Source organism: Pelovirga sp. C15f (genome assembly GCF_057178085.1).
In genome coordinates this window covers 1-15,276 of the sequence record NZ_JBXUCV010000013.1, presented here as the reverse complement: position 1 = coordinate 15,276, position 15,276 = coordinate 1, and the positions used below count along the sequence as shown (strand labels likewise).

Below are 15,276 nucleotides of genomic sequence, written 5' to 3'. Positions count from 1 at the left end.
CGGTTGCTGGAACCGATTGGAAATATTCCCCCGGCAGAACGAGAGATGGAATATTATCGGCTAGAGGAGTCAAGCGAGGCAGCCTGACTCAAACGAAAACTGTCTCCGGAAAACCCGGGGCGATTCAGGACTGGCTTTGTCGAACTGTTTTTCAAAAATATCCAGATAGCCATCGGGGGTCACTTCAGCAAAGTGAAGATGTTCACTGCCGGAATTATCAAAAAAATAGACCCGATGACATTTCCTTGCCATGTCAGGCAACAGTTTCAAACTATTGTGGTATCGGCTTAAGATTTTATCTGCTGGCACATCATGCCCTCCGGATGAGACACGCTGCTTGACCCTGGCCTTGTTAAGATCAGGGTCGGATGTACAGATGTAATAAAGATAAGGAGTAAATCCGGCTTTTATGGCGTCGTCAACAAAAGCAAGGTGGCTTTCATGACTCATCACAGATTCATAAGTCAGAGAGAGTTGATAGCTTAACCAGTCTTTACGCAGACCTTGAGCAATAGTCTGAGCAACGATTGCCGCAAAACCAACTTCAAAGTCTCGTGAAAACTTCTGCTCCTGATCTGACTTGAGCATTTTTCCGGTTTTGACTAAGGACTCTGTCAGACTAATGTGGCGGGCGATATCATCAGGATTGATGTATTGACCTACGGGAATTTTATTGGTGACCAGTGTGCGTATCAGCGTTGTTTTGCCGGAGCCATTCGGCCCGGCAATCAGTCTCAACCTTGGCACAGATAATCCTTGAGATTGAACGGCTCTGCGCTGCTCCTGGTTTCCCTGACAATGGTTATTTTACGGGCTGGAGACTCTTTTACAAAATGCCCATCTTTGATATAGGTCACCTCGATGCCGGAATCGAGCAAGTCATCAATGGCCTTACGTGATGACTGTTTGGCGTATTTCATCAATTCCCGATTATTTTCCAGGGGATTCTTGCGTTGAAATTTCCTTACAGGTCTTTTCTTAACAGAATTCATTGATCGCATCTCCACTGCCCATATTCAGCACGGTCTGATCGAAAAACCGAGTTCGGCATATATGATAGTGTACAGTTAAACCTGGTTTACATCAACGTGAAAGCCCTTTAAAAACCCTTACACTTCATCCCGATCTTATCCTGTGCATCCCTGCCGAATTGCTTTTGGATCAAAACTTATTTTTTCAGCCACGGATGAACGCGGATGAACGCGGATCAGGGCAAATATGATCTGTTGGCCACAGACGCAGGCGGACAACAGCGGACAGTGAATCACATTCTTGAAATCAGTTTTTAAGGTTTAATCCCAAAAACAGATTTTCTCAGTGACTTCGTGGCTTTGTGTGAGATGGTTTTTCCGTGTTTTTCCGTGTTTTTCCGTGTTTTTCCGTGGACTGCCCTGCAACCAGCTATTTACTCCGCTTGCCTCTGATCACGATATTATAAAAACATCTCCAGAAATAACTCCATTGAGTCATAAACGGCCGCTGCAGATAGGCCTTGATGTAACGCTCTTCCGAGGCCATGATCTCGTCCAGGGTTTTCGGCATATCAGCATAAAACGGCGGCAGCAGGCCCGGCTTCACCCGAGCCCGCAGTTCCTTGACCTCGTCACGGTACAGACTCAGATACTGGGCACTCAACGGGCGCACGCCGATCAGTTGCATATCGCCCCGCAGCCAGTTCCATAGCATCGGCAGTTCATCCAGCCAGGCGCGGCGCATGAATCGCCCCCATGCGGTGACCCGAAAATCATTGTTAAACTTCCCCCCCTGATCCAGTTGCTGATGTTCATACACATAGTCCTGCAGATACTCGGAATAAGGGAACATGGTACGAAATTTCAGCACCTCCAGCGGTTTGCCGTCCTGACCAAAACGACGCAATTTGACCAATGGCCCATAGGTCGGGTTTTCATCAAATGACGGCTCCTTGACCTTCCGGGCGGCAAAGTAAAAGCGATGGCCAATCTCCTGTTCCGCAACAATCTCAAACCCGCAGAAATACAGGCGACCCAGAATTTCCGCACGCGATACCAGCCGGTTACGCCCTTTGGTTACCGCAAAGTACAGTTTCTGCAACCAGGGAAGCTTGGGACAGATCCGATGCCAGGCAAAATTCACCGCATAAAAGAGAGAGTCAAAAGGGCGTGGATACCGATAGGCGTAATATCGCCGCCGGGTGGCAATGGTATGGGCGTTACCGACCAGATATCCACCAGCCTCCAGGCGTGTATGTGCTGTCAGAAAATACCGGTTGAACCAGCGCATGTCATTGAGCTTGTGCAGATTGATCAACAATCGGGTTCGGGGCAGGTCGATCGTCTCCAGATTGATCAATCTATCCGTATCCACAATCGCACACCAGTTCCGATCGATCCGATCGAGCTTCAGGGCCTGGGTGATAAACTGAAAATCGCGAGGATAACGCTCTGCCAGAGACTGGCGGATCTTGTTTTCCGCCGATTCCGTCACCGCAGGAACATCCGGTACCGGAATCACCGGCTGCGAGCTTTTCAGAAACCGGGCAACATCGGCCACATCGACAATATCTTGCGGTTCCGAGCGTAACTTCCGATAACCGACATACAACCAGAAAACCAGAATCTCCACTGCGGCGTATGCGGCCAGGGCGGCAAAAACAAGTCCAACATGAATCGTCTGCAAGCGTAAGCCGTAAATGATGAACGACAGCCCGCCGGCCATCAGCGCCACCGACTTCAGCGGCGGGATCAACGCCTCCAGATAATTATTGAAATGGTTCCGTTGAAATTTCCCGGTTATCAACGCCGCGCCCAGCCACAGGCCAAGCAACAGAACCAGAGCATCACTGTAGGATGGATCAAGCAGCCCATGCGCCGTGACAAATGTGTCCATCGCGCCGTAACAAGCCAGCAGGATGATTCCGTCCACCACCATCAATTGAGGGGACAAGGCAAACCAGTGGTGCTTTTTCAGCGGGGTGGTGTTGGTCGCAGGTGCCGGTACCAGGTAGCGATAACATCCGTACACCGGAAACAGCCCCAGGGCCAACAGCAGCCCGGGACCATAAACCAGCAACCGCGATAGTCCCCCCCATTCAAGCAACTGCACCACCAGCGCCACCAGAAACAGCAAGGTCAGGGTGGCTTTTAACAACAATGACAACCCCGCCGGAAACGGGGCATTTAACAAACGCTGCGGCAAGTTCAACAATAAATTGACCATCAGCCAGCTACCGCCCAACAGCACCAGCAACCAGAGCGCATTAGTCGACAGAGACAGATCACCGTATTTCAGCCAATGGATCAGCGCAAAAGAGAGGATCAGCAGCGGCAAGCCGGTACCGATCACCAGAGCATACGGATGACGTTGGATCAGTGAAGTCATAATGGATTACCTGAAGGTCAAACAGATGAGGAAAACAGAGGAGACTTATTCAAAAACCGATCAATGAAGATGCATAAGTTCAGGAAGAACAGAGGAATGTTGTGAAATAATCGTCATTAAAAGCAGCTTGTCAGCGTCATATCCGCTTCAAGCGATACATGAACCACCACCAGCGCTTTGTCAGCGGGATCAGTGGCAGGCCCAGGATCACCCCGGCCAGGTTGTAAAAACCATCCAGCAGATTGAAACTGCGAAAAGGAATCCACAGTTGCAAGCTCTCCAGACCCAGCGCCACCACCACACCCAACCCAAACCACAGCAGCAACGGCTTAAATCCGGCAGATGCCCCTGTTGTTCCATGCCTGATTGATTTTCCGGCACGCTGTCGCGAGCCCCGAACAATCCCTGCATAACCGATCGGCATCCAGGGCAGAAACACCAGGCTATGGAACAGGTAATCAGCACGAAACAAAACAAAGGTCATCTGGCTCAAGTCCTGCCCACCAAGGGGAATCAGATGAAGGGCCAGCAGAATCGTCAGATAGAGTGCGGTGATGAACAGAATCATGGTGGATACAGGGTTGTGGAGGTACAATGCGATACAGGACAACTATTTTTAGCCACCGACCCACACGGACAACGGCGGACAGGAGCGGACAACGGCAAAACCTCCTTTTTGGTTTTTACTCTTTAAAAATGATTTTCTTTGTGCTCTTCGTGGCTTCGTGAGAGGCGCTTTTTCCGTGTTTTTCTGTGTGTTTACGTGGACTTCTTTTTTTTAGCCGCGGATGAACGCAGATAGAAGCGGATGAAAATCAAATCTGTTTTTTTGGTTTTAACCCATAAAAAGCCCTGTCCGCGCTTGTCCGTGTGCGTCTGTGGCTTGAAACGCTGTTACCGGCAACGCACAGTCGCCAGCCCACGCTTGATGACGTTTTTGATTTTCTGCCCCACAAGTTCTTTCAGCCAGGGGAGCGGGTGATCGTGCCAGCGTTGCGGGTGGAGGGTGATCATCAGTTGCCGGGGCAACTGCTGCTGGTCAATCCGCTCAATAAAATGGCGGGTGGAGTTGATCGGGATGGTAAATTTTGTCTCCACCCGGTCGCGGATACTGGCGCTGGTGTTTTTCCAGCTGCGGCCAGTGTCGGTGGCGTAAAACACCCGGTTGAAATCGATATCAAAATAGGGTTCGGCAATAATCCCGAAGGTCCGGTAATCGTAAGTTTCCCACAAATCGCGGTTGTCATGGCGCGACAGCGGGCTGCCGTGCATGCAGACGGTTCTGACCGGATAGATGCGCCGAAAAAGTTTCAGTTGCCGTTTAAAATGCAAAATCGCCGCTTCATGATCTCCACGGGTAATGGTCAGATCTTCATAGTGATACCCCAGCTCATGCCCCAACTCGACAATCTGCCTCATGACCTCCGGGCTCCACACACTCGGTATCACACGGAAATAATAGGACCCGCGCACGCCCAAGTCATATTCCAGCTGCGCCATACGCAGAGCGTTGCCCGGCAGTTTGCTGACATCATGGCGCAGCACCACCGCCCTGCCCGCCGGATTGCGGATAAACTCTTCAAAGGTCTGGAACCTGTAGTCGGCGTGCAGCAGGGACTGAACCAGTTCGCGGTAGATTTTAAGGGTAAAGTCCATGAGTTGACGATAGAGAACAACCTGCAGCGCTGGTTGTCAAAGGAATGAGAGGGTGAGCAAGCAACAGGAAAGCATTGACGTTATCGATTGTTAAAATCCGCTTCCGGAGTTTCCGGATGGACACCAGCTAAACCGATACCGCTTTACGGCAGTAGTCGCTCAAAGCTGCATGAAAAACAGCTTCAAACCAGATTGACATATTATTGGTCCAGTACTCGTTCGGCAGACGCATTTTTTCATCGCGGGACAGTTCGTTGACCAGGGCGCAACCTTCGAGTCCGGCTCTGATCGCCGCTGAATGGGCGGCGGCATCCTGCTCCAGCAGCGACACAAAAGCGATAAACTTTTCCAGTGACCGCCCCGGTTTGCGGCAATACAGATATGCCATCCCCCTGGGGTTAGGCAGTTCGCACAAACCAAATTCGAACTGATGGTGAGACATCATGAGGACCTTACAAAAAGTGATCGGCACAAAGGTCTGCTGCGGCGATCAATTCATAGTAACGTCCAATTTTATATTGTTAGTTTTCAAGGTGCAAGAAAACAAAATCCGCACGCTCATTTTTTGAGGGCATTACGGAAAAACAATCTTTCCAGCAGTGAATAGGCGACATCATTGCGCTGGAAACGGATCAAGTGCAAGACAACATAAACAGCCAGATTCACCCCGATAGCGAGCATAACAAGAACAGGTTCGGAAATTGATGGATAAAATAACAGGGCAAACACCGACCACAACAAAACCATGCCATGAATCATCATCACGGTCACGGGATGTGGAAATCCCAGAATTAATAGTTTATGGTGCAGATGCGACATATCGGGGCTCATAAAATGCTGCCGGCGCAGAATTCTGGAGGTCATGACCCAGAGCGTATCAAATATCGGCAAACCGAGCACCACCACCGGAAGCACCGGCGACACCGACGCACCAGGACCCTGGGTCAACAGGATCGCTGTCCACGCCACGACAAATCCCAAAGTCAAACTGCCGCAGTCCCCCATGAAAATCGAGGCCGGATGAATATTCGAGTGTAAAAAGCCGATCAAGGCGCCGACCCAGATGGCGCAAAGCAGAGCGACCGTCGTGTTCCCGTCCATGGTGGCCAGAATAAAGAATATCGCACCGGCAATGACCCCGATCCCGCCGGCCAGACCATCAAGACCATCGATCAGGTTCATCGCATTGACGACCCCGACAACAGCAAAAACGGTAAAAGGGATCGCCAGAAACACCGGCAATTCAAGCGGCCCCAGGCCGACCAGATCTCCCAGATTTGTCACCCACAGGCGACCGACAACCAGCGTCACCAGGGTCCCGGCAATAATCCCGGCCAGCTTCTGCCGGGCGGAAAGTCCCAGCAGATCATCCAGCAGCCCGGTGATAAAAATCACCACCGTCCCCAGCACCAGAGCCGTCACTTCCCTGGTCAACGGGGCAAAAAGCACAACGACCAGCAGAAACGAACCAACGATCACAACCCCACCCGAGCGTGGTATGGCACTGATATGGACCTTGCGGTTATCAGGTTGATCGACCTGACCGTACTTTAACGCCAGTCGCCGCGCCAAAGGGGTCAGAAACAGAGATAGCGCTACCGCGCCGAGAAAGACAAGGAAAACAGACAAGACAACACCCCCACTTGGCTACCGTTTCGAGTAAAAACAGGGGAACACAAGACACCCCCTAGTCGGTTAAAAGCAAAAATCAGGCCAGTCACATTAATAAACCAGACGAAAATAAAATTAATTATTTCAAGAGGTTAAGCAACCTATCACAAAGGCCTGAGGAAACAGGGCAGAGCGCTAACTCAAAATGAAAGAAGCAGTAGAATGCAGGCTGTCATTGTGATAGAGAATGGAGACAGGTTTATCCTGCAAAACAGGTGGAGATCGGAATCAACGGATAATCGCCATGAAAGCAGCCAATGCAGATTTTACAATAACCAGCACCTGCCCTTCAACATTCGCTACAACAATGGGCGGTAGCTGATCTTTTAGATTAAGCGCATTATTGGAAGCGACAGCCCCGGTGGCAGAAAGACTCTCCGGCCAAAGATCGAGATTCCAGAAAATCAGCGGAATCGATTTAAGACGTCGTAGCAGAACAGCCGGGAAGCCGACACTGATTGGAGATGTGTGAAAAACAAAAAAGACATCATAACGGCCACGACAGGAGAAAGGCGCCAGAAGGCAAGACATCATTGCAGAAGAAAATTGGTGCAAAATCCGGTTATATCCTTCGTTCCATGACCAGAGGCGGAGGCGTCGGAGATCAACTTCATCCAACTTCGATACCCTACCTGCTTCAGGACCTGCAGGACAAGGTTTACGGTACGCGTCGCAATATGCCAAATTTAAGTGGCCATTCCTTCCGGGTCGGTTCGGCGCTGGACATGCTCAAACAAGGGGAATCTTTGCCCAGCATCTTGTTGCGTGGCGGCTGGAAAAGTGAATCAACGGCGATTCGTTATCTGCGTAATCATACCTTTGACAGCCTGAGCAACTTGGTGTGACGCTTACCTTTGATCGTAATTGAACCGATAATCACGGCGACACCCAGGCAGGACGGTGGTGCACAGGGCAGCAGATTGCATGTCCGGGGGATGCTCTATCGATCAATATGGCAATAGAATCAAATCGGACACATAGGCTCAGTTTAAATTCAACAAAACCTCCACAATTCGCTGTGCGGCTTTGCCGTCCCACTTTTCCGGGACACGACCAATCAGTGGCGGCCCGTGCAGAATCCGCTCTGCCGCTTCCAGAATTTTTTCTGGATCGTTACCGACCAACACGTTGGTTCCCTCGGTACAGGTGATCGGCCGCTCGGTATTTGGGCGAATGGTGATGCAGGGGACGCTAGGGACAGGCTCCGCAGGTGCCTGTCCCCTTTATTGCTCTGTCCCCTTTATTGCTCTTCAATTTCATAACAAATTACAGTTAAAATGCCATTTTACCACAAAAAAATGCTTCTCAGGCCTTTCCTAGGGGGCCAATTCGACGTTTTCTCAAACAATTTCATATAGTTGAACGGGTCAGACCCGGCATTCGCATTACCAGCACTCACGAACAATCAATGCTTTGCCTGCCATCAACCAAAAACCATCAACCAAAAACCTAAAACCGCCTTTAACCCCTCACGGCCTTATCCATTCCGTGAATGGTGTCAGCTTCCAGTAGAAAATCTTGCCGAATTCCAGTCAAACAGCTTCGACCGTTTTGCGGTCACGCCACCATTGACCTTGGGGGGGAAGAAAAGTGCCAAAATTGTCTGAGGACAGCATCGTTGTCGAGATACCGCTGCCGGCATAGATGTCGTTGAAGACGAACTGCGCGCGGCGGCTGTGGTAGGGCGAGGTAACGACCATGACCTTCTGCAGCCGGTCTTGCCGACAGTGCTCCAGGGAGAGTTGCGCGTCGGTACGAGTGTCGACAGAATCTTCGAGCCAGATGAACTGCCGCTCTTCCAGCCGGCAGTCGGACAGTGTTGCTTCGCCACGCCGAGCAAGCCCTGCCTGCTGCCGACCAGGATCAGACGCGGAGCCCAGCCAGCATCGACCAGCTCGGCGCCCCGGCGCAGCCGGCTGCCGTCGTTGTCGCCACCGAGGACAATGACGGCGTCGGCGTGGACCGGCTCGTTAGTGACGACGAGACCGCGGGGCAGGAAGATGAGCAGCACGGCGAGGGTTGCGGCGAGGGCGGTGTCGCCGAGGATGAGACCGAAGAAGAAAGGGAGAATGCGGGTCAAGATGGCTCCATGAGCGAATGCGACTTCAGGCTGTTAAACGTTTAAACAACGTTCTCTCCAATGTGCATATCGTTACTGTGCCAATCCCAGGCAGTTTTGATAATAGACTTTATGTCTGTATAACGCGGAGACCACCCGAGAATTTTTCGAGCGCGTTCGCTGTCGGCCACCAGCACAGGGGGGTCGCCCGGTCGTCTTCCCGCAAGATCATAAGGAATTACTTTTCCAGTAACAGCCTCGGCGGCGCGAATGACATCAAGTATCGAAAAACCCTGCCCGTTACCCAGGTTAAATCCATGAGCACCGTCAACACGCTCCATGTACTCCAAGGCAAGCAGGTGAGCCCGGCAAAGATCAAGAATATGGATGTAATCACGCACACAAGTGCCATCGGATGTCGGATAATCATTGCCGAAAACCTTCAGCCGCTGCACAGGATCCAGAGCAGCATTCAACACATTGGGGATCAAGTGAGTCTCAGGTTCGTGTGCTTCGCCGATTTCACCTTCGGGATCCGCGCCCGCAGCATTGAAATAACGCAGGCTCACTGAATTCAAGCCGTAAGCCGGAAAATAATCCGCCAGCATGTTTTCCACAGCAAGCTTGGTTTGTCCGTAAGGGTTGATCGGCCGTTGCGGATGATCTTCATCGATGGTCGGCTTGACCGGATTGCCGAAAGTGGCCGCAGTCGAGGAAAAGACGAATTTTTTCACCCCCGCCGCCCGCATGACCTCCAACAGGTTGAATGTTCCGATCACGTTGTTGCGATAGTACAAACCCGGCTCGGCAACAGATTCGCCAACCAGAGAACGTGCGGAAAAATGCATTACAGCGTTGAAACTGTATTCACTGAACAGCTTCTCAAGTCCAATGGTATCTAACAGGTCACCCTTGACAAAGCGCCCCCACTTGACCGCCCAACGATGACCAGTGGAGAGATTATCGAAGGTGGTCACTTCGTGCCCGTATTCATGCAGCAACTTGACCATGTGCGAACCAATATAACCGGCACCACCACAAACCAGAATATGCATTAAAATTCCTCTTGAATAAGTTCAACCTGCCATGGTTCGATACATGTCCTCAAATTCGACCGCGATCTTATCCCAATTATAGTCCGACTCCACGCGCTTCCTCGCATTTTCGCCCACCGAATGGCGCAACTCAGCCGAATCAAGCAACTCAGTCAACTTTGTCCGCAAATCTGCCACGCTCTTGTTTGAAAAAGTAAAACCGGTTTCACCTATCGCCTCCCTGTTTTCTGGGATATCACTAACCAAACAGCAATTTCCATAGCTCATAGCTTCCAGGAGCGCAATAGAAAGACCTTCGATCTCCGACGGCTGTACATAAACCGCAGCATTGCTGAAGAGTTCCTGCATGGCTCGGCCCTCGACAAATCCTGGAAAGATGATACGAGGGTCATTGTCTGCTAGTTTCTTCATTTGCTCTTTGTAGGCCTCCTCGCCTTTAGCATCCCCCGCGATCACCAGCTTGTAATCAGTTTCAATCTGCCGAAAAGCGGGAATCAGGTATTGTGCCCCCTTCTCCTGCACCAAGCGTGAAGCAAAAAGAACATACCTTTGTGGTTCGAGGCCCAACTTAAAAATCTCCTGGGCTTCAACATGTGGCTTTATCTCGGCCCCCGTCGGGATATAGCGCATGTTGATGCCATGTTTCTCGCGAAAATAATCACATTGGGTGTTGGATACGGCGGTATGGGCCTGATTACCCTTCAAAGAAACGAACTCAAGGGACTTCAACATATTCTTACCGAAAACATTCCAGCGATTTCTCTGCCATTCGATGCCATGCATCTGCAACAGACATTTGTGGCCCCGCAAACGCAGGAAAGGAGCAAAGGCACCAGCAGCAACACTGTGACAATGAACCACATCATGTTTGGCCCCTTTCAACAGCAGGTGGAAAGCCGCAGTAGCAGACGTCGAGAGCTTTTCTAGAGCAGAGTGCTGAATACACGGGACAGGTATGACTCGCATCCCATCATACTCGCTCGGAACATCTCCATAATGCCCCATCGAATAAACCGTAACCTCATGACCGCGCTGCACCAGGCGACTGCCCAGTTCCAGAGTGTATTTTTCGATCCCGCCGCCACGAGAAATATTCTTAACGACCAGGTAGGCAATCCGAAGCTTTTTATGTTTGTTATTCAAAACAACACCTCAATGGATGTAGGGTTAGCTTGATATTTGATCTGAAGGAGAAAAGTTAACAGGATTATTCAAGGAAAGATTTATTGTCCGGTGCTTTCAGGTTCCCTTGTCGAGGGTCCTGACCCACCTCAAAATGCGGGCAGCAATCACCGTAGATACGCCCGCCCGTCATCGACTTGAGCTTGTTCCTGAGCACCCAGGGGAGCACCTTCTTGATATATTTTCGCATGACCGGAGAAGCAGAACCGATCATCCAGCAGGTCTTAGGACAAGTGGCAACCTTGGCCCGCACTTCCTCAGCGCGGGGACTTCTCCAGATAGTCATGAAGTCGTCAGTTTCATGCAGGTTGCCCATGCTTTGAAACCAATACTTCTTTTCCATGCCGTTGCAGGGAAGAACCTCGCCGTGCGGATCGATAAAGAAGTTTTCACTCCCGGCCTCACAGGGGAGCATACGCTTGCCGCCGCGAATGTAGTTGATCAGACCGAGATTGAAAATCGCACGGAACCAGGATTTGGGATGATTCTCTTTCATCAGGCGATTGACCAGTTCTTCAAAGTTGGCAGCAACTTCGTCGATATTGGTAATAACGTTATCGTCTTTTTGAAAGTAGAAGGAGTTGTGAAAAGCGGCCGTAGCAAATTGGAGATTCAGCCCCTTGGCCAGTTCATACAGCCAGAGCATGTCGGGCGAATTGTTGTTGCTCACCGTGATCCCGAAGCCGATATCCTTGATCCCCATGCGTTTCAAGCCAAGAAGAACGCGCAGTCCGCGATCAAAACCGCCGGGCTGACCCCGCAGCTCGTCATTTTTCTGCGAAAGGCCTTCAATGCTGACACGAAAACCAAGGTTGGGGAATTTCTCTGCCAATTTAAAAATCCGGTCCTCGTACCAGCCGCTGGTAGAGATCACCACCCGCTCGGTCTTGGTAAAGAGGATGCGAACGATTTCATCAAGATCTTCACGTACAAAGGGCTCACCGCCGGTAACGTTAACGGCCGCAAGTTTGGGAAGTTTTTCCAGCAGGGCGGGTTTGAATTCCTCTTCCGGCTTGCTCTGGCCTTCCCAGATGTTGCACATTTTGCAGCGCATGGGGCAGCGGTAAGTGACAATTATTGATGCATCCATGAAGATTATCCTTGTATTAACGTAGATGGGTACAACATTGGCTCAGACGTAAGCTATTGCCAATATCGACAAAAAAAATCATTTTACAGAAAAATCTTTTATGACCCGTGCGGGATTGCCCATGACGACAACATTGGCCGGTACATCCCGACCGACGACTGACCCAGCAGAAATGATGGCGTTATCACCGATTGTGACATTGCGCAGAATGATGGCTCCCGCCCCGACAAAGACATTTCTGCCCAGCTTGATTGTTCCGCGTCCGTCGTCGCTCTTGCCGTTCTCGTCCGGTGGAAGTCGGTAGACTGAATGGTCGTGGGCGATGAGTTTTGCGTCTCTGGTGATAAATGTGCCATCACCGATCGCAATCGAATTGGGATAACAAGTATCGATATATGCGCCCCAGGAGATAAAGACTTTCTCTCCGACCTGTACATTGAGCAGTCGATAGCGCAATCGGATGACAGAGCGCAATCCGAGCGAAATTTTATAGCGTACGGTGTTCAACAGCCCCACAAGTGCCTCCTTTTATCCGCCGACCTTCTGATTGATAACAGAGATCATATCCCCGACATTCTTCATACCGAGAACGTCCGCGTCGCTGAGGGTGATATTAAATGTAATCTCAATAAAGCTGATCAGGTTCATATGGGCGAACGAATCCCAGCCATCAATATCCTTGGAGCTCATTTCCGGTTTAAGCTCAATCTCTTCATCATCAAAGACTTCGCGAAAAACGCTGGCTAACTTATCTACAGTGTCCATGGTTATGTCCCTTTAGCTATTGGTGAGTGATTGGAGAAAAAACTTTCAAAAAAAGCCGGCAAACCTTTGTCTTATGTGAACGACAGAGCGATCAGGACAAGGGTTGTCTCTCGGTCAGGGATGAGCCGGATCTCGCGAATATTTTTTTTCGGGTACGGATTCTCCCAAAACATAACCTGCAGGCTCAGCGGCATGCCACTCAGTGACGGACCGCGCCAACCGAGACGGCTACCAAGCAGGATGTCGGCGCCGGACGGATAACCCCAGGGATTCTTTCTCACGCCGGCGCCGGAACGCAGATCCGTAATATTATCCCCTTCGATCAACGGAATCGTCACGCGGCTTTTGTCCGTGTAAATCACCTCGTACGAACCTGCCGGTTTAAGCTGACTCTGCGGATGTTGCGAGCGCATCGTCTGCAGAAAGGCCAGCTGCACAGCCTTTTTGCCGTTTAAATCAATGGAAACCGCGCGATCAGCCGACGCAATCAGGCAGTTATTGCTCCCAGGTGCAGACGGCAACAGACGAAAAGGGACACCGGCAAAGACCAGGTCACCAACGGGCAGTGCGCGCAAATCAAACCCGCTCCCCAAACCAACAAAACCGCCATCACGACCAAAACGTCCCGCCTTGGTCGTAGCGTTAACCACGCCACTGAGATCGAAAGGCTGGAAAGGCTTTTTCGCTGCCAGCTGTCTCGGTGGCCGCAGTTCCTCAGCCAAAGCAAAGGCAGCATCCTCCCCCTCACCCCGCACAGAGATCCGACTGTCATAGCCGGCTTTGATCCCGTAAAGGGTCAGAGCCCCCGGATTCAGGGTGCGCCAGAAGCCCCAATCCGAAACCAGCATCCCCTCCCCTTTGTAGCGCACCAGACTCTTTGCCAGTGAGACGGCAGCAGCGGGATCATTCCAGGCAACGCCCCAGACCGTGAATCCCTTCTTGCGAAAATGATCAATAGTTGGGTAGTCGTCGGCATTTTTGTACTGCCAGTCGAGAATCACGACATCTTTGGGAAGCTGTTCCAACGCGTCATGCGTGTCAGTCGACAAATATTTGGGATTGTTGCTGTTGGCGGTGATCGGATAAGGCCAGTGCCGGCGGTCGAGCAGCATATCACCAAAAATCAGGGTTTTGATCTGTCTCTGCCGCAGCCAAGCGGCAATCTTGTTGATATCTGTGGCTAATACCTGTGCATCACTCCACTCCGCCGGCTTACCGCGACCAATCTCACGAATTTCATCGTGTCCGATCAACAGGGCCTTGGGTTGGTAAAGATCGATGAGCGTCTGGTAGAGGGCAAAGAGTTCAGCATAAGACTGCGGGTCAAATGTGTTGTAAAAACCATTCTCTTGATTGCCGCTCAGGCGAGGGAAATCCTTGGGGCTGAACTTGCCGATCATTCCGGGAATAATCGTGATGCCGAGACTACGGGCGTAAGCGGCCATCTCGATTAACTCCGGCCGTGTCCACCATTTACCAGTCTCCCTCCCCTCCTGCAGAATCCGAACGTGCTCCGGTCGATGATAAAGGATCAGCGTATTCCCCCCGGCTTTGGCAATCGCGCGGATATAACCCCTGAAAATACCGACATCCTTGCGCGCCGGCGTTAACAACTCACTGATAACACCACGCACCGGTAGATGCGGAGTAATGCTCTGGTCTTGAACAAAGAAAGCATCGGCATCAACCGTCAAGGGCGCCACTGGATCGAGAGTTTCACGACCGAACTGCTCCTTGGCGCTCAGCGTTGGTAATGAAAAAATCAGATCAAAAGCTATGTCAACCTTCTCACCGGGGATGATCGCTTTACGGCTGCTGTAAAGATAAAAGGAGCGACGGCTATCCCAGGGAACTTGACGGAAGTCGGCCAGGGAGATCGTTTCGCCGCTACGCGGTACAACTTTCAGATCAACGAAACTCGATTGTAGACCCAAGGAAGACCAGTTCTTGAAAAGCCAGCGATCATTAAAAGCTTTCGGTGTGAGCGGCAATTTCTGCGTTGTATTGCCGTTGCCAGCCAAACTCCCGGCAAAGAGGGAAGCAGAGAGTTTGCCTATACAGAATTCGCTGCCGAGGGGCCAGCCGAAATCGGGCTGAAAGGTCAATTGTACTCTCAAAGTCTGCGGGTTAATCCAGCACAGGCGATAAGTGTACGGAACAGACTTTTCATGATCATCCACACTTAGGACTAACTCGTTGTCGAGGGGTCCATATTGCGCTTTCGGGATCTTTGGGCCGGCGAGCAGGGTAGCACGCTGGCCGGTGCCGACGCGAAAAATTTCGAAAGAGCCTATTTCGGCCAGGAGATCAAGACTGAACCGCCCCGGGATTGTCGGAGACTCCAAACTTTGAGAGTATGGGGTCATGAATACAAACAAGAGATACAGTCCCGAGGTTAGAGAGCGCGCAGTCCGGTTGGTCCTTGAACAGCAAGGAGA

General features: G+C 51.2%; 16 protein-coding genes and 1 pseudogene. 1 reads left to right on the top strand and 16 read right to left on the bottom strand.

Going from position 1 to position 15,276, the window contains the following annotated elements; all coding sequences use genetic code 11:
• Positions 1-69: 69 nt before the first annotated feature.
• The 8 genes from AC1931_RS15255 to AC1931_RS15220 all read right to left on the bottom strand — a co-directional run bounded on the left by AC1931_RS15255 (position 70) and on the right by AC1931_RS15220 (position 7,242).
• Positions 70-747 (bottom strand): ATPase, encoded by a 678-nt coding sequence (locus tag AC1931_RS15255; RefSeq protein ID WP_483878136.1) that lies wholly within the window; start codon positions 745-747, stop codon positions 70-72.
• Positions 735-992, bottom strand: a complete 258-nt coding sequence (locus tag AC1931_RS15250) for a hypothetical protein (RefSeq protein WP_483878135.1) — start codon at positions 990-992, stop codon at positions 735-737. Before AC1931_RS15250 ends, AC1931_RS15255 begins: the two co-directional genes overlap by 13 nt.
• A gap of 409 nt (positions 993-1,401) precedes the next feature.
• Positions 1,402-3,360: a sugar transferase gene (locus AC1931_RS15245; protein ID WP_483878134.1), complete on the bottom strand. Its 1,959-nt coding sequence runs from the start codon at positions 3,358-3,360 to the stop codon at positions 1,402-1,404.
• Between the two features lie 136 nt (positions 3,361-3,496).
• Complete coding sequence (locus tag AC1931_RS15240) at positions 3,497-3,928, bottom strand: hypothetical protein (RefSeq protein ID WP_483878133.1); 432 nt, start codon at positions 3,926-3,928, stop codon at positions 3,497-3,499.
• Between the two features lie 326 nt (positions 3,929-4,254).
• Positions 4,255-5,016, bottom strand: coding sequence for a hypothetical protein (locus AC1931_RS15235; protein WP_483878132.1), 762 nt, complete (start codon positions 5,014-5,016; stop codon positions 4,255-4,257).
• A 127-nt stretch (positions 5,017-5,143) separates the two neighbouring features.
• Positions 5,144-5,404 (bottom strand): hypothetical protein, encoded by a 261-nt coding sequence (locus AC1931_RS15230; protein WP_483878131.1) that lies wholly within the window; start codon positions 5,402-5,404, stop codon positions 5,144-5,146.
• Positions 5,405-5,574: 170 nt separating this feature from the next.
• Entirely contained in the window at positions 5,575-6,645 is a 1,071-nt protein-coding gene (locus tag AC1931_RS15225) for a glycosyltransferase family 4 protein (RefSeq protein WP_483878130.1), read from the bottom strand.
• 270 nt (positions 6,646-6,915) lie between these two features.
• Complete coding sequence (locus tag AC1931_RS15220) at positions 6,916-7,242, bottom strand: hypothetical protein (protein WP_483878129.1); 327 nt, start codon at positions 7,240-7,242, stop codon at positions 6,916-6,918.
• A 23-nt stretch (positions 7,243-7,265) separates the two neighbouring features.
• Here AC1931_RS15220 and AC1931_RS15215 point away from each other — a divergent pair, with 23 nt between their 5' ends.
• The gene (locus AC1931_RS15215; protein WP_483878128.1) at positions 7,266-7,532 is read left to right on the top strand and encodes a site-specific integrase; all 267 of its coding nucleotides are present in this window, start codon (positions 7,266-7,268) and stop codon (positions 7,530-7,532) included.
• Positions 7,533-7,670: 138 nt separating this feature from the next.
• Here the strand turns inward: AC1931_RS15215 and AC1931_RS15210 are convergent, their stop codons facing one another.
• From AC1931_RS15210 to AC1931_RS15175, 8 genes and pseudogenes are all read right to left on the bottom strand, one after another.
• Positions 7,671-7,868, bottom strand: a complete 198-nt coding sequence (locus AC1931_RS15210; protein WP_483878137.1) for a UDP-N-acetylglucosamine 2-epimerase — start codon at positions 7,866-7,868, stop codon at positions 7,671-7,673.
• Positions 7,869-8,185: 317 nt separating this feature from the next.
• Complete coding sequence (locus tag AC1931_RS15205; protein WP_483878127.1) at positions 8,186-8,767, bottom strand: hypothetical protein; 582 nt, start codon at positions 8,765-8,767, stop codon at positions 8,186-8,188.
• A 41-nt stretch (positions 8,768-8,808) separates the two neighbouring features.
• A complete protein-coding gene (galE, locus tag AC1931_RS15200) occupies positions 8,809-9,801 on the bottom strand; it encodes a UDP-glucose 4-epimerase GalE (protein WP_483878126.1) in 993 nt (330 codons plus the stop codon).
• Positions 9,802-9,822: 21 nt separating this feature from the next.
• Positions 9,823-10,944, bottom strand: a complete 1,122-nt coding sequence (locus AC1931_RS15195; protein WP_483878125.1) for a glycosyltransferase family 4 protein — start codon at positions 10,942-10,944, stop codon at positions 9,823-9,825.
• Positions 10,945-11,008: 64 nt separating this feature from the next.
• A complete protein-coding gene (locus AC1931_RS15190) occupies positions 11,009-12,073 on the bottom strand; it encodes a radical SAM protein (RefSeq protein WP_483878124.1) in 1,065 nt (354 codons plus the stop codon).
• Between the two features lie 93 nt (positions 12,074-12,166).
• Positions 12,167-12,325: pseudogene (locus AC1931_RS15185) on the bottom strand (DapH/DapD/GlmU-related protein); the annotation flags it as partial.
• A 276-nt stretch (positions 12,326-12,601) separates the two neighbouring features.
• Positions 12,602-12,838, bottom strand: a complete 237-nt coding sequence (locus tag AC1931_RS15180) for an acyl carrier protein (protein WP_483878123.1) — start codon at positions 12,836-12,838, stop codon at positions 12,602-12,604.
• A gap of 71 nt (positions 12,839-12,909) precedes the next feature.
• The gene (locus AC1931_RS15175; RefSeq protein WP_483878122.1) at positions 12,910-15,204 is read right to left on the bottom strand and encodes a hypothetical protein; all 2,295 of its coding nucleotides are present in this window, start codon (positions 15,202-15,204) and stop codon (positions 12,910-12,912) included.
• Positions 15,205-15,276 lie beyond the last annotated feature (72 nt).

Coding starts and splice junctions, on each gene's coding strand:
- AC1931_RS15250 (WP_483878135.1), bottom strand. CDS start 992: ATGAATTCTGTTAAGAAAAGACCTGTAAGGAAATTTCAACGCAAGAAT.
- AC1931_RS15245 (WP_483878134.1), bottom strand. CDS start 3,360: ATGACTTCACTGATCCAACGTCATCCGTATGCTCTGGTGATCGGTACC.
- AC1931_RS15240 (WP_483878133.1), bottom strand. CDS start 3,928: ATGATTCTGTTCATCACCGCACTCTATCTGACGATTCTGCTGGCCCTT.
- AC1931_RS15235 (WP_483878132.1), bottom strand. CDS start 5,016: ATGGACTTTACCCTTAAAATCTACCGCGAACTGGTTCAGTCCCTGCTG.
- AC1931_RS15230 (WP_483878131.1), bottom strand. CDS start 5,404: ATGGCATATCTGTATTGCCGCAAACCGGGGCGGTCACTGGAAAAGTTT.
- AC1931_RS15215 (WP_483878128.1), top strand. CDS start 7,266: ATGACCAGAGGCGGAGGCGTCGGAGATCAACTTCATCCAACTTCGATA.
- galE (WP_483878126.1), bottom strand. CDS start 9,801: ATGCATATTCTGGTTTGTGGTGGTGCCGGTTATATTGGTTCGCACATG.
- AC1931_RS15190 (WP_483878124.1), bottom strand. CDS start 12,073: ATGGATGCATCAATAATTGTCACTTACCGCTGCCCCATGCGCTGCAAA.
- AC1931_RS15180 (WP_483878123.1), bottom strand. CDS start 12,838: ATGGACACTGTAGATAAGTTAGCCAGCGTTTTTCGCGAAGTCTTTGAT.
- AC1931_RS15175 (WP_483878122.1), bottom strand. CDS start 15,204: ATGACCCCATACTCTCAAAGTTTGGAGTCTCCGACAATCCCGGGGCGG.